Source organism: Rhizobium sp. F40D2, from assembly GCF_051810745.2.
Taxonomy (GTDB): domain Bacteria; phylum Pseudomonadota; class Alphaproteobacteria; order Rhizobiales; family Rhizobiaceae; genus Rhizobium.
Window position 1 is genome coordinate 13,470 of sequence record NZ_CM131436.1, and the last position, 21,043, is coordinate 34,512.

General features: G+C 60.6%; 18 protein-coding genes and 4 pseudogenes. 14 read left to right on the plus strand and 8 right to left on the minus strand.

Features of this window, described 5'->3' with window-relative positions; genetic code table 11:
* Nucleotides 1–347: 347 nt before the first annotated feature.
* From ACS4RS_RS00090 to rfbA, 5 genes and pseudogenes are all read left to right on the plus strand, one after another.
* Nucleotides 348–2,359 (plus strand): annotated as a pseudogene (locus ACS4RS_RS00090) (glycosyltransferase family 1 protein).
* Nucleotides 2,349–2,927: a dTDP-4-dehydrorhamnose 3,5-epimerase gene (gene rfbC, locus ACS4RS_RS00095; protein ID WP_439009231.1), complete on the plus strand. Its 579-nt coding sequence runs from the start codon at nt 2,349–2,351 to the stop codon at nt 2,925–2,927. Before ACS4RS_RS00090 ends, rfbC begins: the two are co-directional and overlap by 11 nt.
* 6 nt (nt 2,928–2,933) lie before the next feature.
* Entirely contained in the window at nt 2,934–3,989 is a 1,056-nt protein-coding gene (gene rfbB, locus ACS4RS_RS00100) for a dTDP-glucose 4,6-dehydratase (RefSeq protein WP_439009230.1), read from the plus strand.
* 3 nt (nt 3,990–3,992) lie between these two features.
* Nucleotides 3,993–4,879, plus strand: a pseudogene (gene rfbD, locus ACS4RS_RS00105) (dTDP-4-dehydrorhamnose reductase).
* A gap of 9 nt (nt 4,880–4,888) precedes the next feature.
* Nucleotides 4,889–5,758 (plus strand): glucose-1-phosphate thymidylyltransferase RfbA, encoded by an 870-nt coding sequence (gene rfbA / locus ACS4RS_RS00110; RefSeq protein WP_439009228.1) that lies wholly within the window; start codon nt 4,889–4,891, stop codon nt 5,756–5,758.
* Nucleotides 5,759–5,791: 33 nt separating this feature from the next.
* On the opposite strand, the gene ACS4RS_RS00115 is transcribed toward rfbA, so the two are convergent.
* The 4 genes and pseudogenes from ACS4RS_RS00115 to glyA all read right to left on the minus strand — a co-directional run bounded on the left by ACS4RS_RS00115 (nt 5,792) and on the right by glyA (nt 9,553).
* Nucleotides 5,792–6,403: a riboflavin synthase gene (locus ACS4RS_RS00115; protein WP_439009227.1), complete on the minus strand. Its 612-nt coding sequence runs from the start codon at nt 6,401–6,403 to the stop codon at nt 5,792–5,794.
* Nucleotides 6,403–7,765, minus strand: a pseudogene (ribD, locus tag ACS4RS_RS00120) (bifunctional diaminohydroxyphosphoribosylaminopyrimidine deaminase/5-amino-6-(5-phosphoribosylamino)uracil reductase RibD). The gene ACS4RS_RS00115 and the pseudogene ribD overlap by 1 nt, the downstream one beginning before the upstream one ends.
* Nucleotides 7,766–7,768: 3 nt before the next feature.
* The gene (nrdR, locus tag ACS4RS_RS00125; RefSeq protein ID WP_326889607.1) at nt 7,769–8,245 is read right to left on the minus strand and encodes a transcriptional regulator NrdR; all 477 of its coding nucleotides are present in this window, start codon (nt 8,243–8,245) and stop codon (nt 7,769–7,771) included.
* A gap of 9 nt (nt 8,246–8,254) precedes the next feature.
* The gene (gene glyA, locus ACS4RS_RS00130) at nt 8,255–9,553 is read right to left on the minus strand and encodes a serine hydroxymethyltransferase (RefSeq protein WP_439009226.1); all 1,299 of its coding nucleotides are present in this window, start codon (nt 9,551–9,553) and stop codon (nt 8,255–8,257) included.
* 259 nt (nt 9,554–9,812) lie between these two features.
* On the opposite strand from glyA, the pseudogene ACS4RS_RS00135 reads away from it, so the two are divergent.
* The 3 genes and pseudogenes from ACS4RS_RS00135 to ACS4RS_RS00145 all read left to right on the plus strand — a co-directional run bounded on the left by ACS4RS_RS00135 (nt 9,813) and on the right by ACS4RS_RS00145 (nt 13,194).
* Nucleotides 9,813–10,672: pseudogene (locus tag ACS4RS_RS00135) on the plus strand (tyrosine-type recombinase/integrase).
* A gap of 12 nt (nt 10,673–10,684) precedes the next feature.
* Complete coding sequence (locus ACS4RS_RS00140; RefSeq protein WP_439008559.1) at nt 10,685–11,860, plus strand: IS91 family transposase; 1,176 nt, start codon at nt 10,685–10,687, stop codon at nt 11,858–11,860.
* A 387-nt stretch (nt 11,861–12,247) separates the two neighbouring features.
* Nucleotides 12,248–13,194, plus strand: a protein-coding gene (locus tag ACS4RS_RS00145) for an IS630 family transposase (RefSeq protein ID WP_439009225.1) whose coding sequence is annotated in 2 segments (ribosomal slippage) — nt 12,248–12,586 and nt 12,589–13,194 — 945 coding nt in all. Because the reading frame shifts where the segments join, the coding sequence is not laid out codon by codon here.
* 108 nt (nt 13,195–13,302) lie between these two features.
* On the opposite strand, the gene ACS4RS_RS00150 is transcribed toward ACS4RS_RS00145, so the two are convergent.
* From ACS4RS_RS00150 to ACS4RS_RS00160, 3 genes are all read right to left on the minus strand, one after another.
* Nucleotides 13,303–14,604 carry a L,D-transpeptidase family protein gene (locus tag ACS4RS_RS00150; protein ID WP_439009224.1) on the minus strand — a complete coding sequence of 434 codons (1,302 nt, stop codon included), beginning with the start codon at nt 14,602–14,604 and terminating at the stop codon, nt 13,303–13,305.
* 443 nt (nt 14,605–15,047) lie between these two features.
* Complete coding sequence (gene ldtR / locus ACS4RS_RS00155; protein ID WP_003574072.1) at nt 15,048–15,563, minus strand: transcriptional regulator LdtR; 516 nt, start codon at nt 15,561–15,563, stop codon at nt 15,048–15,050.
* Between the two features lie 129 nt (nt 15,564–15,692).
* On the minus strand, nt 15,693–16,130 hold the full coding sequence (locus ACS4RS_RS00160) for a DUF6163 family protein (protein ID WP_439009223.1): 438 nt from the start codon (nt 16,128–16,130) through the stop codon (nt 15,693–15,695).
* 220 nt (nt 16,131–16,350) lie between these two features.
* Here ACS4RS_RS00160 and hemB point away from each other — a divergent pair, with 220 nt between their 5' ends.
* From hemB to ACS4RS_RS00190, 6 genes are all read left to right on the plus strand, one after another.
* Nucleotides 16,351–17,364: a porphobilinogen synthase gene (hemB, locus tag ACS4RS_RS00165; protein WP_439009222.1), complete on the plus strand. Its 1,014-nt coding sequence runs from the start codon at nt 16,351–16,353 to the stop codon at nt 17,362–17,364.
* Nucleotides 17,365–17,544: 180 nt separating this feature from the next.
* A complete protein-coding gene (locus ACS4RS_RS00170) occupies nt 17,545–18,003 on the plus strand; it encodes an RDD family protein (protein WP_007626319.1) in 459 nt (152 codons plus the stop codon).
* A 204-nt stretch (nt 18,004–18,207) separates the two neighbouring features.
* Nucleotides 18,208–18,984, plus strand: coding sequence for an arginyltransferase (locus tag ACS4RS_RS00175; RefSeq protein WP_439009221.1), 777 nt, complete (start codon nt 18,208–18,210; stop codon nt 18,982–18,984).
* Complete coding sequence (locus ACS4RS_RS00180) at nt 18,985–19,866, plus strand: EamA family transporter (protein ID WP_439009220.1); 882 nt, start codon at nt 18,985–18,987, stop codon at nt 19,864–19,866.
* Nucleotides 19,867–19,924: 58 nt separating this feature from the next.
* The gene (locus tag ACS4RS_RS00185) at nt 19,925–20,146 is read left to right on the plus strand and encodes an AbrB/MazE/SpoVT family DNA-binding domain-containing protein (RefSeq protein ID WP_439009219.1); all 222 of its coding nucleotides are present in this window, start codon (nt 19,925–19,927) and stop codon (nt 20,144–20,146) included.
* Entirely contained in the window at nt 20,143–20,535 is a 393-nt protein-coding gene (locus ACS4RS_RS00190; RefSeq protein ID WP_439009218.1) for a type II toxin-antitoxin system death-on-curing family toxin, read from the plus strand. The genes ACS4RS_RS00185 and ACS4RS_RS00190 overlap by 4 nt, the downstream gene beginning before the upstream one ends.
* Here the strand turns inward: ACS4RS_RS00190 and ACS4RS_RS00195 are convergent.
* Nucleotides 20,525–20,983: an SRPBCC family protein gene (locus ACS4RS_RS00195; RefSeq protein ID WP_088940462.1), complete on the minus strand. Its 459-nt coding sequence runs from the start codon at nt 20,981–20,983 to the stop codon at nt 20,525–20,527. The genes ACS4RS_RS00190 and ACS4RS_RS00195 overlap by 11 nt on opposite strands.
* Nucleotides 20,984–21,043 lie beyond the last annotated feature (60 nt).

Here is a 21,043-nt window from a genome sequence, read left to right on the forward strand (position 1 = left end):
CCAATTCCAAACGCAACACCGCAACTCTCATACTGGCATTAGAAGCGGCTGAGCCAATAAAGCTGTCGAGAGCATGAGACCGAAAAGTGTAAGCGGTTTTCGGACGACATCATGCTCTACTCCGAATACAGAACAGGATGATTTTCAGATCCGGCCTAAAATCATCCTGTTCTAGATAAAACTGACTGACGGATAGTCGAGCTCCCACACCCCATCCAGGCTGACCGGCGGCAGTTCTGCGAACAGTGTGGCGCAAGCTTCACCTCAAATAGTAGCACCAAACAGGCCCGAATTGCCGTTCTGCGGATGTCACAAGCAGATGGTAGCCCTTCGCGAAGGACAATACCTTGACGATCAATCAGCCCATTCCTTCTTTGCCGGCCGGCCTTCCTGATTTGGCGCTTCTCACAGAGAAGGCTGCTGGCACGGGATCGGTCATCATCTATCAGCCTTATCTCGATGCTTCGCAGCTCAGCCAGCTCGATGTGGCGGCCATGCCGCTCGACATCTCGTTCAATACACAGGCTACGACCCGCGAATATGAACTCTTCCTCACCCTGCATCAGCATCACGAGGCGATCGGCCTCGGCGAGGACGTCTTTTGGGGGCTACTCTCCAGTAAATTCGAGATGAAGTCGGTGACGAGCTTTCCGTCCTTTGTCACGGAGGCGGAAAAGGCCAGGGCCGAAGGTGCTGACGCCTATCTTTACAATCCGCTGATCGGTCATGCGGCAATCTACAGCAACGTCTGGGAACATTCGCTGCTTGGCGGTCACCCCGGTATGGAACCGATCTTTCTGCATATCCAGGAGCTCGGCTATCCGATCGCGCCGCCACAGGACAAGACTGCCTTCGCGTTCTGCAACTACTTCTGCGGCAACCGGAAATTCTGGTCCGGCTACTTCGTCTTTTGCGAACGCATTCTCGAATCGCTGGAAAACCAAGCGCGCGCCGGCACGGCGGCGGGCGCCGCCTATGCCGGTACGGCTAATTATTCACGCGATGCCAACGCGAAGATGCGCCCATTCGTGATCGAGCGACTGCTCGGGCTTTATATCCAGCAGGCTATCGCCTCCGGATTGAAGGTCGCCGCCTTCGTACCGACCGTTGCCGATTTCGAATGGAAGTTCGGTGTCCGCCTGGGCCGGATGCTGCATGGCCTCTTCACCGCCAAGGAAGCTTTTCTGCAGAGCCGTGACGAGGCTCTCCTTACCGCGTGGCAGCAAGGTCGCCAACCGCTCGTCAAGCAGCCGCATCTGATCTGGGGGGCTGATGATCCGCCCGGCTGGATGCCGCGCGGCCAGTTCATCGGGGGCCGCGAATTGATGCGCGCCTATGCCCAGCAGACCTCGGGCGCTTCTCCGGTACCGCAGCAGCCGGTCCGGACGGAAAGGCCGGCTATACCGGCCGCGCCGAAAATCGAGCAGCCGCTCCGCAATTCGTTGCTGCCCTTTGCCGGCGGATGGCAGGCCCACAGGGACCGTCATTGCATCTGGATCGTGACGCCGGAAAACTACAATCACAGCCACGCGTTTGACGAAGTCGCACTCGGCCTGCAGGGCGCCTTCGAGGAGCTCGGCGGCTCGGCACCGATCGTCCGCGACATGAACGCGTTCGCCGGCCGTGCGCCGATCATCTATGGCGGCAATCTTCTCGCCGCCGAAATCGTCAGCCATCTGCCGAAGGACAGCGTCGTCATCAATCTCGAGCAGGTGTCCGAAGAAAGCAGCTGGATCAATTCGCGCTACACCTCGGTCCTGAAGTCGCTTCCGGTTCTCGACTACAGCCCGCGCAACCGGGAAAATCTCGCCGCTAAGGGCATCGATCACGCCGGCGTACTCGAAATCGGCTATAGCCGCTGCCTCAGCCAGATAAGCCACGCCGCCGTCAAGGATATTGACGTGCTTTTCTACGGCTCGATGAACGAACGCCGCCACCATATCCTGAAGTCGCTGAAGGACGGCGGGCTCAAGGTCGCGCATCTCTTCAACATCTATGGCGCGGAACGCGATGCGGCGATTGCCCGTTCCAAGATCGTGATCAACATCCATCATTATGCGAGCGGCGTTTTCGAGATCGTCCGCATTTCCTATCTGCTTGCCAATCGCGTTTGCGTGCTGACGGAAGGCGACATCCGCGATCCGGACCTTCGGCCCTTCATCGGCGGCTTGGCAATCGAGCCCTATGACGACATGATCGAGCGCTGCAACAAGCTGATCGCAGATGCCGACGAGCGCGATGCCATTGCAGCGACTGGCCTTGCGGCCATGCAGAGCCGCTCGCAGGCGGACATGCTGATGAGCATCATGAAGGCGGGCGCCTGATGAAGGCGGCAGAAAAGGTACGTCATGCGCATTGAGACCGCGGCCATCGAGGGCATTGTTGCAATCACGCCGCCACGCTTCGGCGATCACCGCGGCTACTTCTCCGAGGTATTCAAGGACGCGTGGTTCCGGGAAAATGTGGCCGACGTCACGTTCGTCCAGGACAATGAATCGCTTTCGGCGCAGGCCGGAACCGTCCGGGGGCTGCATTTCCAGATCCCGCCCTTCGCACAGGGCAAGCTGGTGCGCTGCCTTGCCGGCCGGATCATGGATGTCGTCGTCGATATCCGCGTGGGATCGCCGAGCTTCGGCAAATGGCTCTCTCAGGAACTCTCGCCGGAAACCGGCAAGCAGCTGTGGATACCGGCCGGTTTCGCACATGGATTCGTAACGATCGAGCCGAACAGCGTCATCAGTTACAAAGTTACCGCGCCCTACAGCCCGCAGCATGATCGGGGGATTGCGTGGAACGATCCGATGATCGGCATTCGCTGGCCCTTTGATGAGAGAGACATGGTATCCTCCGACAAGGACAAGACGCTGCCGCGGCTTGCCGATTTGCCAGGTCATTTTTCTTTTCCAACACTGCAACCCCAGGATTGATCGACGATGCGCATACTGGTCACGGGCGGAGCGGGCTTCATCGGATCGGCATTGGTGCGCCATCTCGTCAGCGAGATCGGCGCCGAGGTGCTGAATGTCGACACGCTGACCTATGCCGGAAATCTGGCATCGCTGAAATCCGTCGAATCGGCGCCGAACTATCAATTCCTGCGCGCCGACATCTGCGACCGCGCCGGAATGCAGGAAGCATTCGCGTCCTTCCGCCCCGACATCGTCATGCATCTCGCGGCCGAGAGCCATGTTGACCGCTCGATTTCGGGGGCGGCCGATTTCATTCAGACCAATATCGTCGGCACATTCAGCCTGCTGGATGCCGCACGACATTATTGGGATGGGCTTGACGCTCGCCGCAAGAGCGCCTTCCGCTTTCTGCATGTCTCGACGGACGAGGTCTACGGCTCGCTCGGCGACGACGGCCTCTTCGAGGAGACAACGCCTTACGATCCGTCCTCACCCTACTCCGCCTCCAAGGCCGCGAGCGACCACCTAGCGATCGCTTGGCACCGCACCTACGGCCTGCCCGTCGTCGTCTCCAATTGCTCCAACAACTACGGCCCGTTCCATTTCCCGGAAAAGCTCATTCCGCTGATGATCCTCAACGCACTGGAGGGCAAGCCTCTTCCGGTGTACGGCAACGGCGTGAATGTCCGCGACTGGCTCTATGTCGAAGACCACGCCCGCGCGCTCTTCACGATCGCATCCAGAGGGCGTCCCGGCGAAAAATACAATGTGGGCGGCCGCAATGAGCGCAGGAACATCGATGTCGTTCATCGCATCTGCGCTATTCTCGACGGCGTCCACAGTGACAAGGGACCGCATGCGCGTCTGATCACCAACGTCACGGACCGTCCCGGACACGACGCACGCTATGCGATCGATGCCTCCAAGCTCGAAAGCGAACTGGGCTGGAAGGCGCAGGAGACCTTCGAAACCGGCATCGAGAAGACTGTGCACTGGTACTTGGAAAACGAATGGTGGTGGAGGCCGCTGCGCGAAAACGTCTACTCCGGCGAACGCCTCGGCGTTTTCAAGGGACGATAAGGGATGCGTATTGCCGTTACCGGCAAACAGGGCCAGGTCGTCCAGTCGCTGCTCAGACGTGGCGCCGAAACGGGCGTCGAAATCAGCGCGGTCGGACGCCCGGAATTAGACCTCGCGAATCCCGAAAGCATCGCAGCCGCCTTCTCGGCTTTGCGGCCGGATGTGATCGTCTCTGCCGCCGCCTATACGGCGGTCGACAAGGCCGAGAGCGAAGCCGAGCTTGCTTTTTCCGTCAACGCGGCGGGCGCCAGGGCGGTTGCCGAGGCTGCCGCGCGGATCGGGGCCCCGGTCATCCACATTTCGACCGACTACGTCTTCAGCGGCGACAAGGCCTCCGCCTATTCCGAAGAGGATGCGACGGCGCCGATCTCCGTCTACGGACGTTCGAAGCTCGCGGGCGAGAAGGCCGTCGCGGCGGTAAACCCGAACCATGTCATCCTGCGCACCGCCTGGGTCTATTCGCCCTTTGGCACCAATTTCCTGAAAACGATGCTGCGGCTTTCCGAGACGCGCGATCAACTTCGCGTCGTCGCCGATCAGAGGGGATGCCCGACCTCGGCACTCGACATCGCCGACGCGATTCTTGCGATCGCAACCCGTCTCGTCGCGGACCCTGCGCCATCGCTCCGCGGCACCTTTCACCTGACCGGCAGCGGCGAAGCAAGCTGGGCGGATTTCGCTGAAGCGATATTCGCGGCGCTCCATAAGTCCGGGGGCAAAAACGTCGGCGTCGAGCGCATTCCGACGGCGGACTATCCGACACCGGCCAAGCGGCCCGCCAATTCACGCCTCAACGGCGACAAGCTCGCCAGAACCTATGGAATCCGGCTCCCGGAGTGGAAGCAGTCCATGACGATCGTCATGCAAGACTTTTGAATAAAGGTCTCTAAGGAGAAAGCATGAAGGGAATTATTCTCGCCGGCGGTACGGGCACGCGTCTGCATCCGATCACGCAAGCCGTCTCGAAACAGTTGATGCCGGTCTATGACAAGCCGATGATCTACTATCCGCTGACGACGCTGATGCTCGCCGGCATCCGGGAGCTGTTGATCATCACCACGCCCCACGACGTCGAAGCCTTCAAGCGCCTTCTCGGCGACGGTTCGCAGTGGGGAATTTCGCTGACCTATGCCGTACAGCCGAGCCCGGACGGCCTCGCCCAGGCCTTCATCATCGGCGCCGACTTCGTGCATGGCGACAGCTCGGCACTCGTTCTCGGCGACAACATCTTCTACGGGCACGGACTGCCGGGAATCATGAAATCCGGCACGAGCCGGCGGGAAGGCGCGACGGTGTTCGCTTATCACGTCACCGATCCGGAACGCTATGGCGTTGTCGGCTTTGATAAGAAGATGAACGCGCTGTCGATCGAGGAGAAACCGAAGGAACCAAAATCGAACTGGGCGGTGACCGGCCTCTATTTCTACGACCAGCAGGTGGTCGATATCGCCGCCAACCTGAAGCCGTCACCGCGCGGTGAATTGGAAATTACCGATGTCAATCGCACCTATCTTGAGCGCGGCCAGCTTTTCGTGGAGCTGATGGGCCGGGGCTATGCCTGGCTCGACACCGGCACACCTGATAGTCTGCACGATGCCGCAGGTTTCGTCAGCACGCTGGAAAAACGCCAGGGCTTCAAGATCGCCTGCCCCGAAGAAGTCGCCTGGCGCATGGGTTACATCTCGCAGGACGACCTCGCCAAGCTCGCGGAGAAGCTCGGCAAGAGCGCCTACGGCCAGTATCTGACGAAGCTGTCCCCGGATTGGTGAGCTATTTGTGCCCCCGGCGGTGCAGGTTTCGATTCAGGCGCTCGGGAATTCAGCCAGCCGGGCGGCGTAACGCGCCATGGTGTCGACTTCGAAATTGACGAAATCGCCGGCCTTGCGCTCGCCCCAAGTGGTGACTTCGAGCGTGTGGCGGATGAGCAGGACGTCGAAATCCGTGCCGTCGACCGCATTGACGGTCAGCGACGTGCCGTCGAGGGCGATCGAGCCCTTGGGGGCGACGAATTTCGCCAGATGCTCGGGCGCGCGCAGGCGATAGCGGGTGGCGTCGCCCTCCGATGTCACCGAGAGAATTTCCGCCTTGCCGTCGACATGGCCGGAAACGATGTGGCCGCCGAGTTCATCGCCGATTTTCAGCGACCGTTCAAGATTGATGCGGCTTCCTTCCCGCCAGGTGCCAATCGTCGTCAACCGCAGCGCCTCTTCCCAGGCCTCGACCTCGAACCAGCGGCCGTTGCTGCCTTCGGCCGGCAGACCCGTGACGGTCAGGCAGATGCCGGAATGCGAGATCGAGGCGCCCATGTCGATCGTCGTGGGATCGTACGCGGTCGCGACCCGCAGCCGGATGCCTTCCTTCAGCGGGGAAACGGATTCGACCGTTCCGACATCGGTGACTATTCCGGTAAACATCAAAGCCCTCTTTCGTATTCGTCCAGGCGATCTTCGCCGAACATCTGCGTGCCCATATGGGCAAAACCCGATGGTATGTCGGTTGCATCAAGCGGCGATTCAATACCGCCCTCGCCGATGACGAGAGGTGCCTGATAAAGCTGGATGCGGTCGACGAGACCGGCTTCGAGAAAAAGCCGCGCCGTCTTGGCGCCGCCCTCGACTAGAAGCGAGGAAATACCGCGTGTTGCCAAGGCCGGCAGCAGGATTTCCGGATGATAGGGATTGCAGTAGACGATCTCGACACCGGCGGCTTCGAGAGCGGTGCGGCGAGAGTCTGCATCGGCTGCGTCAGTGGACGAGACCCCCCCCCTGCCCTGCCGGGCGTTCGGGGCTCCGATCGATTCACTGGATCGATCGGTCCGGCTTCGCCGGCACGCGCCTCACTCCCCACAGGTGGGGAGATTGGCTGGGGGGCAGCTCCCTGCCCTACCTCTTCCGTTGCGGACGGCGACCCGCTGTCTTGGAAACTCAGATCGCGCCTCTTGCCGATCTCCCCCTTGTGGTGGAGATGTCCGGCAGGACAGAGGGGAGTAACCCTTCCTCAGACCCTAATGGCGAAATCTCTTCACTCGCCACCACGATCACCGGGACATCCCGCGCCGTTTGAACCAGCTTGCTCGTCAGCGGCAATGCCAACGAGGGATCGAGCACGATGCGGATGGGAGACTGCCCTTCAAGGTCTGGTGTCCGCACCGTCAGCAGCGGATCGTCCGATATCGCAGTGCCTATTCCAACCAGGATCGCGTCGGTTTGGGCACGCAACGCCTGAACCTCAGCGCGGGCCTCCGGGCCGGTTATCGCCACCTGCCCCGCGCCCTCGCGACCGATCATGCCGTCGGCGGAAACGGCAAGCTTGAGAGTCACATAAGGCCGGTTCTTCGTCTGGCGGGTGAGATAGCCGGCAAGCGAGCGCCGGCCCTCGGCCTCCAGCACGCCGGCATCCACTTCGATGCCAGCCTCACGCAGCATGGCGATACCGCGGCCGGAGACGCGCGGATCGGGATCGGTGACGCTGATGACGACACGGGCAACGCCATAGGCGATCAACGCCTCGGCGCAGGGCGGGGTCTTGCCGTGATGCGAGCAGGGTTCGAGCGTCACATAGGCGGTGGCGCCGCGGGCAGCCGCGCCAGCCTCGGCAAGCGCCTGCGGCTCGGCATGCGGGCGGCCGCCGATGGCGGTGACCGCTTGGCCGACGACGACGCCGTCCCTGACGATCAGACAGCCGACGGAGGGGTTGGTGGCGGTGCGGCCGAGATGCCGGCGCGACAGGCGGATCGCTGCCGCCATGAAACTCTCGTCATGCGGCGTGACGCTCATGGCTCACCTGTCCAGCGGGTCGCGGGCGATCTTGGCGTTGATTTCGGAAATGACCTTTTCGAAATCCTCGGCAAGCGAGAAATCCCGATAGACCGAGGCGTAGCGTACGAAGCCGACATCGTCGAGGCTCTTCATCGCTTCGAGAACCTGCAGGCCGATCTGCTCGGAGGAGATTTCGGTCTCGCCCGAGCTTTCAAGCCGGCGGACGATGCCGGACACGGCACGCTCGATGCGGTCACGCTCGACAGGGCGTTTGCGCAGCGCCACCTCGAAGGAGCGCACCAGCTTGTCGCGGTCGAACGGCACCTTGCGGCCGGTCTTCTTGATGACCATCAGCTCGCGTAGCTGCACACGTTCGAAGGTGGTGAAGCGGCCGCCGCAATCCGGACAGATACGCCGCCGGCGGATGGACGTATTGTCCTCCGCCGGACGCAGATCTTTAACCTGGGTATCTTCCGAACCGCAATAGGGGCAGCGCATCGCTACTCATTATCCCATGTAGTCATACATTGGGAAGCGGTCTGTGAGGTTGACCACCTTGCCGCGCACGGCGGCTTCGACGGCGGCGTTGCCTTCATCGGAATTGGCGACCTTCAAGCCGTCGAGAACCTCGACAATCAGATTGCCGATTTCGCGGAATTCGGCCTCCTTGAAGCCGCGGGTCGTGCCGGCCGGCGCGCCGAGGCGCACACCGGAGGTGACGAAGGGCTTTTCCGGGTCGAAGGGAATGCCGTTCTTGTTGCAGGTGACGTAGGCGCGGCCAAGAGCTGCCTCGGCGCGCTTGCCGGTGGCGTTCTTCTTGCGCAGGTCGACCAGCATCAGATGGTTGTCGGTGCCGCCGGAGACGACATCGAGACCACCAGCGATCAGCGTTTCGGCCAGCGCCTTGGCGTTCTTGACGACCTGGGCGGCGTAATCCTTGAACTCGGGCTGCAGCGCCTCGCCGAAAGCGACGGCCTTGGCGGCGATGATGTGCATCAGCGGGCCACCCTGCAGACCGGGGAAAACGGCCGAATTGAATTTCTTCGCCAGATCCTCTTCATTGGTGAGGATGACGCCGCCGCGCGGGCCGCGCAGCGACTTGTGGGTCGTCGTCGTCGCGACATGGCAATGCGGGAACGGCGAAGGATGCTGGCCGCCGGCAACGAGGCCGGCGATGTGAGCCATGTCGACCATCAGATAGGCGCCGACCGAATCGGCGATCTCGCGGAAACGCTTCCAGTCCCAGATGCGGGAATAGGCGGTGCCCCCGGCGATGATCAGCTTCGGCCTGGTTTCCTTGGCTTTGCGCTCGACTTCATCCATGTCGAGCAGGTTGTCGCCTTCGCGCACGCCGTAGGAGACGACGTTGAACCACTTGCCGGACATGTTGACCGGCGAACCATGCGTGAGGTGGCCGCCCGAATTCAGGTCGAGACCCATGAAGGTGTCGCCCGGCTGCAGCAGCGCCAGGAACACGGCTTGGTTCATCTGCGAGCCCGAATTCGGCTGGACGTTGGCAAAATTGACGCCGAACAGCTTCTTGGCGCGCTCGATTGCCAGTTCCTCGGCGATATCGACGAACTGGCAGCCGCCGTAATAACGCTTGCCGGGATAACCCTCAGCATATTTGTTGGTCATGATGGAGCCCTGAGCTTCCAGCACGGCGCGGGAGACGATGTTCTCGGAAGCGATCAGTTCGATCTCGTGCCGTTGGCGACCGAGTTCCTTTCCGATCGCGCCGAAAATCTCGGGATCGACGTCCGCAAGCGAGCGATTGAAGAAGGACTCGGTGGAAGCATTGGTCATGGGCGGGCTCCTCAACTGGAATGCGCTGAGGTATTAGCCTTCCGCCGTGGCAAGGGCAATACGGAGAACGACATTTGCTGAGCAAAGCGCGCTCCCATCATTTTGCGACAGCGCCGCGCTAGAGCGGGATGATTTTAGGTGGAATCGCAATTGGGATTGAACGAAGCCGCTTTCGCGGCATTTGGAGGATCTGATTGCATGAAGCGCTCCTGATTGAAGGAATGGGCTGTTTTGCCCAACCTTCAATCAGGAGATGACGATGACGGAGATGAGCCCTCTACGCCGGCGCATGATCGATGACATGACGATCCGCAATCTTTCGCCAGCAACGCAACGATCGTATTTACATGCGGTAACGAAGTTCTCGCGCTATTTCGGGCGATCGCCAGACCGTCTTGGACTGGAAGACGTGCGCGCGTTTCAGGTGCATCTGGTTTCATCGGGCCTATCATGGCCAGCCTTGAACCAGACAGTTTGTGCCCTGCGGTTCTTCTTTGGCGTCACGCTTGGTCATGGCGAGATACCGGAGCGCATTGCCTATGCCCGGACACCGGCCAAGCTGCCGACGATCCTCAACGGCGACGAGATCGTGCGGTTTCTGGAAGCCGTTCCAAGCCTGAGGACCCGTACCGCACTGACGACAGCGTATGCGGCGGGGCTGCGCGCCTCGGAAGCTGTCCATCTCAAGGTCCGCAACATTGATGGCGAACGCGGCATCATCCGCGTCGAGCATGGCAAGGGCGGAAAGGATCGCAACGTCATGCTGTCAGCGCAGTTGCTCGCGATCCTGCGGGTCTATTGGCGGCTGGCGAGACCGAGGTCTGGCTGTTTCCGGGTCGGGACGAGACCAAGCCCATCGACGTCCAGGTTCTGTATTCTGCCTGCCGTTCGGCGTGCGCCGCGGCCGGCATCGACAAAAGGGTAACGGTGCATACGCTGCGCCACAGCTTTGCCACCCATCTTTTGGAAAGCGGAACCGACATCCGCATCATCCAAGTTTTGCTCGGCCACAACAATCTGTCCACCACGGCACGCTACACGAAGGTTTCCAATACCCTGATCCGCAGCACGACCAGCCCGCTCGACCGACTGACGCTGGAGGTGGTGCCGCCAAGCTGAGCAAGTTTCGCCATGGCGGCGGGACTGGAGGTGGCGGATATTTTTCGCCGCCACGGGGAAAGATATCGTCAAGCCCACGACACCCATCTCGGGCGTGTCGAACGCCGGGTCATGAGTGCGGTCGAGATGTGCCGGACCGCTCGCCTGGGCGGGCATGTCCAGCAATGTCAGGACTGCGCGGCGTTCCGCATCGCCTATAATTCCTGTCGCAACCGGCATTGCCCAAAGTGCCAGGGACAGGCGAGCCGTGACTGGCTTGCTGCCCGACAGGCCGACCTTCTGCCTGTCGGCTATTTCCACGTGGTCTTCACCCTACCGCAGCAGATCGCCGCAATTGCCTTCCAGAACAAACATGCCGTTTACACGATCCTGTTTCGCGCCGTCGCCGAGACGTTGCGCAAGCTTGCTGCCGATCCCAGGCATCTGGGTGCAGAGATCGGCTTCATCGCGGTGCTGCACTCCTGGGGACAGAACCTCCATTTTCACCCTCATATCCACTGCATCGTGCCGGGCGGCGGATTGTCGGCGGACCAGTCCCGTTGGGTTCCCTGCCGGGCAAACTTCTTCCTGCCCGTGCGCGTTCTGTCATCCCTGTTCAGGCGGTTGTTTCTTGAAGAGCTGAAGCAGGCCTACGACCTGGACCAGCTTCGGTTCTTTGGCGATATCGCCGGCCTGGCCAATCCGGCGGCGTTCAATCACATTGTCAAAGAAACGCGGCGTGTCGCCTGGGTGGTCTATGCCAAGCCGCCATTTGCCGGACCCGAACAGGTGCTGGCCTATCTCGGGCGCTATACCCATCGCATTGCCATCTCCAATTCCCGCCTCGTCAGCATCGATGGCGATCGAGTCACATTCCGATGGAAGGACTATCGAACGGGCGGCAGGCAAAAGGTAATGACGCTCGATGCCCACGAGTTCATCCGCCGTTTCCTGCTTCACACCGTTCCGGACGGCTTTCACCGCATTCGTCATTATGGCCTGCTTGCCAATGGCCATCGGCAACTGAAGCTGGACCTGTGCCGAAGCCTGCTCGACGTCCCGCCGCCGGAACACCCGGTCGAAGAACCGGACACAAAGCCACCACCTTTGCTGCACCGCTGCTCCTGTTGCGGCGGAACCATGACGATCATCGGCGCGTGGACCCCGCTCCAGCCGGTACGTCGGCCAGCATGGAACGACAGTTCATGATCATACCACGCGCGGCATCATTGCAACGATCAGCGTCGGCATGCCGAAGAGCCGCGGTGCGAGTGCTTTGGCCAATCGTGCCCGAGCGACGTTTCGGTCGATGCAAACCAGCCGACAGGCGCGTCAAAGACACCGCAAATACCGGCAAGAATCTCCTTCCATACCTGTCCACGGGCTCCGGCAAGGCTCAACCCTGCAAAACGCCATCCACCGCTTCGGCTAAATCCCCATAGCGCCAAACAACCCGCGCCTTCGCTCAATCCGGCTTCAATGAGGTCCGATCAGTGAATGCCGCACGCACAGCGCCCGGACCTCACAGAACCCTCCAGATTCCCTTTTGGACACAAATCAGATTCACCCTTCTGGCCGGTAAGGAGGCCGGTCTGGATGGCGAGACCTTTTTCGAATGATCTGCGAGAGCGTGTTGTCGGGGCGGTGACGCAGGAGGGGCTGTCGTGCCGGGCTGCGGCCAAACGCTTCGGTATTGGCATCAGCACCGCGATCGATTGGGTACGGCGGTTCCACACAACGGGCAGCGCAGCACCCGGCCAGATGGGCGGCCACAAGCCGCGGGCGATCTGCGGTGGCCACCGGGAATGGCTTGTCGAACGCTGCCGCGCGAGTGCGTTCACGTTGCGCGGGCTGGTCGCGGAATTGGCGGAGCGGGGTCTGGACGTGGATTACCGGTCCGTCTGGGCCTTCGTCCGGGATGAAGGGCTGAGTTATAAAAAAAGACGCTGGTCGCCAGCGAACGGGAGCGACCCGACGTCGCCGCCAGGCGGGCGCGCTGGCTGAAGCATCGCCATCGCATCGATCCGGCCCGTCTTCTCTTCATCGACGAAACCTGGACGAAGACGAACATGGCGCCGCTCAGAGGCTGGGCGCCGCGTGGCGAACGGCTCTTGGGCAAAGCTCCTTTCGGCCATTGGAATACGATGACCTTCATCGCCGCGCTTCGAACCGACCGCGTCAGCGCACCATGGATCATTGATGGCCCCATCAACGCCGAGCGCTTCCTCATCTATGTCGAAAAGGTGCTGGTGCCAGAGCTCAAACCTGGCGACATCGTCGTGATGGACAATCTCGGCTCGCATAAAGCCAAGGCGATCCGGGTCGCCATCCGCAGGGCAGGCGCCCGACTATTCTTTCTGCCGCAATACTCCCCAGATCTCAATCCGATCGAGAAGCTCTTCGCCAAGCTCAAACACGGGCTGCGACAGGCACAGGCCAGAACCCGCAACGCCATCGACGACGCACTGGCAGCCATCCTCCAAACCGTCTCGCCAAAAGAGTGCCTAAACTACTTCAAGGAAGCCGGATATGAACGGACGTAAAATCATCCCGCTCTAAGGACCGATGGTCACGTTACCGAGCGCCCTCCCCCGCATAAAAAAACCGCGCCGGGAAGGCGCGGTTTGAAGATGCGATGCAGAGGCCGCAGTTTATTGGACCGGCTGTTCCATGCCGGCCGTGGTATCGAGCGCCAGCTCGGCATTGCCGTCCATCTGATAGATGTCGTCGCGGAACTGGACGATGCCGTCCGGCATGCCCCAGGCGGAGATGTAGACAAAATAGACCGGAACTTCGGTGCCGAGCTTGATCGGGGTGTTGACGCCGGTCGCGATCACCTGCTCCATCTGCTGGCGGTTCCAGCCGGGGGTCTCGCGCAGCAGCCAGTTGGTCAGGTCGCGCACGTTCTGAACGCGCACGCAGCCCGACGATTCGAAGCGCATCAGCTTGTTGAACAGACCCTGCTGCGGCGTGTCGTGCATGTACTCGCCGTTCTTGTTGTAGAAGTTGATCTTGGTCGAGGCCATGGCGTTGATCTTGCCGGGGTCCTGACGGAACATCAGGTTCGGGGCCTCGCCGTTCCAGTCGACGGTCTCGGGGGCGACTTCATTGCCCTTGCCGTCGATCAGGCGGATGGCGTTCTTTTCGAGATAGGTCGGATCCTTGCGCATCAGCGGCATGATGTCCTTCTCGACGATCGAGCGCGGCGCGGTCCAGTAAGGGTTGAGGATGACCTCGTAGATCTTCGAATTGACGAGATGCGTCGGGCGGCTCAAACGGCCGACAACCGCGGTGTGGCGCGTCGCGACGCTGCCATCTTCGACAGCCTCGACATAGGCGGCCGGGATGTTGACCATCACGTGGCGGCGGCCGAGATCCTCGGGGAAAGTCTGCAGACGGACGATATTGGTGTTCAGCTGTTGCAGGCGAACATCGGCGGGGATGTTCATCGCTTTCAGCGTGAATTCGCCGAGGACACCGTCGGACGGCAGGCCGTGGCGAGCCTGGAAACGCTTGACCGCGCCGTCGACATAGGAATCGAAGGCGCTCGACATGCCGGCTTCGCGCGGCAGGTCGCCGGTGATCGCCAGACGCTGGCGCAGCGCCTGGACGGCGGGATGGCTGACGCCGAGCTGCAGGCGCTGGTCGCCGGGATTGACTTCGGGCCAGCCGCCGGCCGCCGCGATCTGCTGATACTGCATGATCGCCTGCTGAGCGCTGGCCACCGATTGGGGGCCAAGGATCGGTGTATTGGAAACGACGGCGCTTGCCGTGCGCGAGGCAGCCTTTGCGTCAAACTGGTCGTCCCAGTTGCCGCGGCGCGGCGCGTTGATCAGCGTTTCGAGCGCCGATTGCGCGAAGGCCGGCGCGGCAATCGCGCTTACGCCAACCGTTGCCGCGGACGCAAGGAAAGCGCGACGCGAGAGAGCTTCATTTCCGTTTTTCTTCGACATTGTCCCAACCACTGAATGCGGCGATAAAGAGAAGCCGCGGCTCTTTGCGATATCACTGCGCCTTAACGCAGATCTCTGTGCATTTGTTGTCCCGGCATATCAAAACTTTCAGCTTGCCTCATCACAAGATTGCGATGCGGCAGCCTGACCATTTTTGATCGGTCCATTGAAAGCGCCGGTTGTTAAGCCATCCGCTGCCACACCAATATGGCCAATTCGTGTTGCCGGGCCGGAAGACGGACTATTCGGCTACCGGAGACACGACACAACGAACCATATGACGGGCTAAACCGTGCCGGTTAATAACGGCTAAAAAACGGCTTGGATACGGGCGACAATGCTTGCGTACCTCACGTTGCAAAGATGCCACGCAGTGCCAACGGCAAAACCGGACGCGCAGGGACACGTCCGGTTTTCTGCAACCCTGAAGGAGGTCGAGGGTCTTAGAGGCGATACATGATCGAGTCGTTCCAGAAGCGGTCGAGGCGCTGGAGCAGCTTGTTCATCTGGGTGAACTCGTCGGTGCCGATGCCGCCGACCTTGTCGATCGAGGTGATGTGGCGTTCGTAGAGCTTGGCGACCGTTTCGGCGATGTCCTGGCCGGTTTCGGTCAGGCTGATGCGGACGGAACGGCGGTCGATGCGCGAGCGCTGGTGGTTGATGAAGCCGAGGTCGACCAGTTTCTTGACGTTGTAGGAAACGTTGGAGCCGAGATAGTAGCCGCGGGACCGCAGCTCGCCGGCGGTCAGTTCGGAATTGCCGATGTTGAAAAGCAGCAGCGCCTGGATGGCGTTGACGTCGCTGCGACCCTGACGGTCGAACTCGTCCTTGATGACGTCGAGAAGACGGCGGTGAAGACGTTCAACAAGATGAAGGGATTCCATGTAAAGATCACGGATGCCCTGATCCTGCTGGTCACGGAAGTTCGATACCGCTTGCGGCTTGATTTTCGTGTTCATATTGACTGCCTCACTGTTTGGTTGGCGGTGTCGTTTTCTTCCCGCCTTGAGTGAGACCCTATCGAATACATATAAAATTCGACTTAAACCGCAGGCTTAACGGAGCCTTACTGGAAACCCCACGTTGTCTCAGGGTAAATCAACACTTACCTGGCGGCGGTGCCGGCGCTTTTCCAGCCAGAGCAGCAGGCGGAAAATCAGGTAGACGACGGCGACCATCACATGCAGCAGGATGATCAGTTTGTTGGGTCCGAAAATATTGGGCAGCAGGCCGTACATCAGGATTTGCCCGCCGGCGGCCAGCACCCAGATGACCGGTCCCCAGGAGACGGTGAGCCAAAGGCCAAGGGAGGCGACGGGAAAAAGCACGGCGAGACTGGTGCTCGCCACCTTCCACGGCAGGCTCAAAAGATCGAAGCGGCCGGCGCCGACCAGCGAATAGCCGACGAGCATCGCCCAATATTGCAGGCCGAACCAGAAGCAGGAAACGGCAACCAGTCTCAGGAAAAGAACGAAGAGGATATCCGCCAGCGTGCGTTTCGGTATCGTCGGAGAATCGGTTTCCATAGCGCAGACATCGGTTCGGGGTTGCATGTTCACAGGAGCGCAGCGCATCTGACGACGCGCTGAAGACGCTCTATCACATCGCGCTCGCGCGTAACGCCGAAAATCGATTTCGGGTTATACGCCTGAGGTTTTTCCGCCGCGGCCAATCGTCCGGTTTGGATTTTTCGGGGGTCATGATAATGAGCGCTCCGATAAATGGAATGGGCCAGGGGCAAATATCATGCAGGATAGAACGCATCTCGTCGACGACATCACCGGCCATCGCCGCATGCGGCGCAACCGCAAGGCGGATTGGACACGCCGGCTGGTGCAGGAGAACCGGCTGACGGTCGACGACCTGATCTGGCCGATCTTCATCGTGCCCGGTTCCGGCATCGTCGATCCGATCCCGGCCATGCCGGGCGTCAACCGCACGAGCATCGACAAGGCCGTCGAGGCAGCACGCGAAGCGGCCGGCCTCGGCATTCCGGCACTCGCGACCTTTCCGAATATCGAAATGGAGCTGCGCGACGAGACCGGCTCGAACAGCCTCGAAGCCAACAATCTGATCAATCAGGCGACGGCGGCGATCAAGAAGGCGGTGCCCAATATCGGCGTCATCACCGACGTCGCGCTCGATCCCTTCACCAGCCATGGCCATGACGGCATTTTGAGAGGCAGCGAGATCGTCAACGACGAGACGGTCGATCAGGTGGCGCGCGCCGCCGTGACGCAGGCGGATGCCGGCGCCGACATCATTGCGCCGTCGGAGATGATGGACGGGCGCATCGGCGCAATCCGCATGGCGCTCGATGCCGCCGGCCACCAGAGCGTAGGCATCATGAGCTATGCAACGAAATTCGCCTCCGCCTTCTATGGCCCCTATCGCGAGGCGATTTCGACGGGCGGGCTGCTGAAGGGTGACAAGAAAACCTATTATATCGACCCGGCCAACGGCACCGAGGCGATCCGCGATGCGGCCCTCGACGTCGAGGAAGGTGCTGATATGCTGATGGTCAAGCCCGGCCTGCCCTATCTCGACATCTGCTGGCGGATGAAGGAGGCCTTCGGCCTGCCGACCTTCGCCTACCAGGTTTCCGGCGAATATTCACAGATCAAGGCAGCGGCGATGAACGGCTGGATCGACGGCGAGCGGGCAATGCTCGAAACGCTGCTGTCGTTCAAGCGGGCGGGATGCGACGGTATCCTCACCTATTTCGCGGTCGAGGTGGCGAAAATCCTCGCGAAGCGGTGATTGCGAGCATGATGCCGAAAAGTGTATGCGGTTTTCGGGTGACATCATGCTCTATTTCTTCGATTTAGATGCGTATGTTTCAGGCAGATCCGGCCTGAAACATACGCATCTAGGAAGAATTATTGTATTTTGTTCTACCGATACCATATCTGCGGCATCGCTTTTCCGCAGGAGATTGAGATGAGCTACAACCCCAATCCGCTTTATGCCGCACCGGAGGACTGGCGCGCCTATAGCGGCGTGTTGAGCCGCCGTGTCTTCGCCTTCATCCTCGACTATCTGATCGTGCTGCTGCTCTGCATCCCCGCAGCGATCGTGCTGTTCTTCCTGTCGATCGTCACGCTCGGGCTCGGCTTCCTGCTCTACCCTGCCCTCTTCGTCATCGTCGCCGGCATCTATTTCGGCCTGACTGTCGGCGGGCGGAGCCAGGCCTCGCTCGGCATGCGCGCGATGGGCATCGCCATCGTACGCGTCGACGGTCGGCCGATGGATTTCCTAACGGCAATCGTGCATCTGGCGCTGTTCTGGATCCTCAACTCGGTGCTGACGCCGCTCATCCTGCTTGCAGGCCTGTTTACCGAGCGCAGCCGTCTCATCCACGACCTGCTGGTCGGGACAGCGACGGTTCGCACCGCCTGAGCGTTGGCTCAAGACCGCGGCTAAACCATTCAGCGGAGACGAAATAAAGTCTCCGCTTTCTCTTTGCCGGGGGCGCCACCGCTCCATATCTAAAATTAGAAGACCGATATGAAGGGCGAGAAGTGCCCAGCTGTTGACGTTTTTTATTCTTAGGTCATGCTGTCAGGAAACGGCACGGTCTCGACAAGGAAATTTCCGCGACAGATGAATACGCAGACAACGCCATCTCCGCAGTTTTATCTGACGGCTCCGGCTACGTGTCCGTATCTGCCGCATGAGATGGAGCGTAAGGTTTTCACCCATCTGGTCGGCCCGCGCGCCGCCGAGATGAACGACATCCTGACGCAAGGCGGTTTCCGCCGTTCCCAGAATATTGCCTACCGCCCGGCCTGCGAATCCTGTCGTGCCTGCGTTTCCGTGCGTATTCTCGCCCAGGAATTCGAGCCGACGAAATCGATGAAACGGGTGCTTGCCGCCAATTCCGACGTCATCGCCACCGAGTTCACGGCCCAGCCTTCCAGCGAGCAATATTCGCTTTTCCGCCGCTATCTCGATTTTCGCCACCAGCAGGGCGGCATGTCCGACATGACCGTGCTCGACTATGCGATCATGGTTGAGGACACGCATGTGAACACGCGAATCGTCGAGTACCGCCGGCGTGAAGAAGGCTCCGGGCTGGAGCAGCGCCCAAAGGGCGAGCTGCTTGCCGCCGCGCTGACCGACACGATGAGCGACGGGCTGTCGATGGTCTATTCCTACTTCAATCCCGATCTCGAGCGGCGATCACTCGGCACCTTCATGATTCTCGACCATGTCAGGCGCACGAAAGCGCTGGGCTTGCCGCACGTCTATCTCGGCTACTGGGTTCAAGGGTCGCGAAAAATGGACTATAAGACGCGCTTTCAGCCGCAGGAACATCTGACACCGCGCGGCTGGGAACGTTTTGATCCCTCATCCATGCCCGAAAGCCCCCACGACTGAATGTCCACCGCTCTTTCCGATCATCGGAAGGGCCTGCTGCTGACGGCGATCGGCGGGCTGGCGCTTTCCATGGACATCCCGCTCGTCCGCCTTGGCGGCGGCGATATCTGGTCGATCCTGGGGACGCGAAGCGCAGCCACGGTTGTCGCCACGTTCGTCATCCTTGGAGCAATGCGCCTTGCCTCGGGCAAATGGCCGATGCTCGTTCCGGGGCGAGCCGGCCTGCTCGCCGGTCTGCTCTACGGCCTCTCGTCCCTCACTTTCGTGCTGGCGGTCTTCAATACGACCACAGCCAATGTCGTCTTCATCGTCGCCTTCAACCCGATGTTCGGGGCGCTTCTTTCCTGGACTTTCCTCAAGGATAAGCCGCAGGCCGCAACACTGATCGCCATGCTGTTCATGATCCTCGGCGTCGGATTGATCGTGCGCGAAGGGCTTTCCAGCAGTCATTTTTTTGGCGATGCCATGGCGCTTCTCAGCGCGTTTATTCTTGCCGCAGCTATTTCAACTGGGCGCGCCTCGCGCCGGGAAATGGGCTTCGTGCCGCTGCTTGCCGCCATTCTGCCGGCCGTACTCGGCCTCGCGCAAGCTCTACCCACGGGACTTTCCATCGTCCATCCCGGCTGGATCCTCTTCAATGGCGCCATCGTCATGCCGGTAGCCTTCTGGTGCCTTGCGACCGGGCCGCGCTACATCTCCGCCCCCGAGGTCGGCATGTTCTACCTGCTCGAAACCGTGCTCGCCCCGATCTGGGTCTGGCTGATTTTTTCGGAAACGCCGGCGACGATGACACTCGTCGGCGGCGGCATCCTGGTAGCGGCGATCGCCGGGCATTGCTTTTGGATGGTGCGGGGCAGAAGCATCAGGCCATTGGCGGGATAGGCGTTGTCGCCCCCATCTCTCATGTTATAACTCCGTTACCACATGAAAGGATGAGGCGATGAACGTCACGATCCGCAAGATCGGCAATTCCGAGGGGGTTATCATTCCTAAAGAAGTGTTGCAGCGGTTGGGTCTCAGCAGCGGCGACTGCCTCGAACTTCGGGAGATCGAGGGCAACATTCAGCTCGTACCGGAATCCGCGGACCTCGCCGAACAAATGCGGGCAGCGCGCATCGGCATGGAAAAATATCGGGTGGCGCTGCGCGAACTCGCGAAATGACACGGCTTAAATGGCTCAGCCGCCAAGCGGTTGAAAATATGCATAACGAGCAGATTGCAGAGCATGGTGTCTTGTCTGGTCTGCGAGATGCCAATGCGTTGGAAACCAGCTTGGCACGTCCACTTAACAAGGCTGCGTATGGCGAGACCGACATCTTCGTACTCGCCGCAGCCTATCTCTACGCCATCGTTAGAAACCACCCATTCGTCGATGGAAACAAACGTACAGGCTATCTCGCGGCATTTACGTTTCTCTACATCAACCGGCACGTCATCGATGCTGACGACGCGCAGGTCATTGCATTTGTATTGGACGTCGCCGCCGGCGAGATCGACGAGCAAGGCGCGACGCGCTTCCTTCGAGATTTCAGCGTGCCACTCAGCCCGTAGCCTTCATCTGTTGCTGTTCTAGTTCCCTGCCAAGTCCTTCGACCACATGCGCCCAGCCTTGCCGGGTTTTTTCCTCGTGTTCGGCCCATTCGGCGCACATTTCGTGGGTCAGCGTCAGGCGGCTGCCGCCGCCCAACGGCTCGATGTCGATTTCGACGCGGTCGCAATTGTGGTCGTGGTCCTCGACGGAAAAGCTGAAGACCATGCGTTGCGGGCGCTTCAGTTCCAGGAAGACGCCCTGGTGAAAGGCGTCGCCGGTGGGACGGCGGTCGACGATGAAGAAGCGGCCGCCGACATGCGGATCGATATCGGCGCGGATGACGTGACCGTCATCGGTGGCAAACAGGAAGCGTCGGGCGATTTCAGGGTTGAGCCAGGCGTCGTAGACGACAGCAGGCGGAACTCTGTAGGTATGGCAGACATGCAATTTGATGGTGCTGGCGGGCATCGATTTTCCTCCGGTAACGGCGCGCGCCTTCTCCAAGCGCGCGGGCCACGACCGTTCCGT

What these genes read in the sequence shown, in the direction of transcription:
- rfbC (WP_439009231.1), top strand. Translation starts at nt 2,349, where the DNA reads ATGCGCATTGAGACCGCGGCCATCGAGGGCATTGTTGCAATCACGCCG.
- rfbB (WP_439009230.1), top strand. Translation starts at nt 2,934, where the DNA reads ATGCGCATACTGGTCACGGGCGGAGCGGGCTTCATCGGATCGGCATTG.
- rfbA (WP_439009228.1), top strand. Translation starts at nt 4,889, where the DNA reads ATGAAGGGAATTATTCTCGCCGGCGGTACGGGCACGCGTCTGCATCCG.
- ACS4RS_RS00115 (WP_439009227.1), bottom strand. Translation starts at nt 6,403, where the DNA reads ATGTTTACCGGAATAGTCACCGATGTCGGAACGGTCGAATCCGTTTCC.
- nrdR (WP_326889607.1), bottom strand. Translation starts at nt 8,245, where the DNA reads ATGCGCTGCCCCTATTGCGGTTCGGAAGATACCCAGGTTAAAGATCTG.
- glyA (WP_439009226.1), bottom strand. Translation starts at nt 9,553, where the DNA reads ATGACCAATGCTTCCACCGAGTCCTTCTTCAATCGCTCGCTTGCGGAC.
- ACS4RS_RS00140 (WP_439008559.1), top strand. Translation starts at nt 10,685, where the DNA reads ATGGCGGCGGGACTGGAGGTGGCGGATATTTTTCGCCGCCACGGGGAA.
- ACS4RS_RS00150 (WP_439009224.1), bottom strand. Translation starts at nt 14,604, where the DNA reads ATGTCGAAGAAAAACGGAAATGAAGCTCTCTCGCGTCGCGCTTTCCTT.
- ldtR (WP_003574072.1), bottom strand. Translation starts at nt 15,563, where the DNA reads ATGAACACGAAAATCAAGCCGCAAGCGGTATCGAACTTCCGTGACCAG.
- ACS4RS_RS00160 (WP_439009223.1), bottom strand. Translation starts at nt 16,130, where the DNA reads ATGGAAACCGATTCTCCGACGATACCGAAACGCACGCTGGCGGATATC.
- hemB (WP_439009222.1), top strand. Translation starts at nt 16,351, where the DNA reads ATGCAGGATAGAACGCATCTCGTCGACGACATCACCGGCCATCGCCGC.
- ACS4RS_RS00170 (WP_007626319.1), top strand. Translation starts at nt 17,545, where the DNA reads ATGAGCTACAACCCCAATCCGCTTTATGCCGCACCGGAGGACTGGCGC.
- ACS4RS_RS00175 (WP_439009221.1), top strand. Translation starts at nt 18,208, where the DNA reads ATGAATACGCAGACAACGCCATCTCCGCAGTTTTATCTGACGGCTCCG.
- ACS4RS_RS00180 (WP_439009220.1), top strand. Translation starts at nt 18,985, where the DNA reads ATGTCCACCGCTCTTTCCGATCATCGGAAGGGCCTGCTGCTGACGGCG.
- ACS4RS_RS00185 (WP_439009219.1), top strand. Translation starts at nt 19,925, where the DNA reads ATGAACGTCACGATCCGCAAGATCGGCAATTCCGAGGGGGTTATCATT.
- ACS4RS_RS00190 (WP_439009218.1), top strand. Translation starts at nt 20,143, where the DNA reads ATGACACGGCTTAAATGGCTCAGCCGCCAAGCGGTTGAAAATATGCAT.
- ACS4RS_RS00195 (WP_088940462.1), bottom strand. Translation starts at nt 20,983, where the DNA reads ATGCCCGCCAGCACCATCAAATTGCATGTCTGCCATACCTACAGAGTT.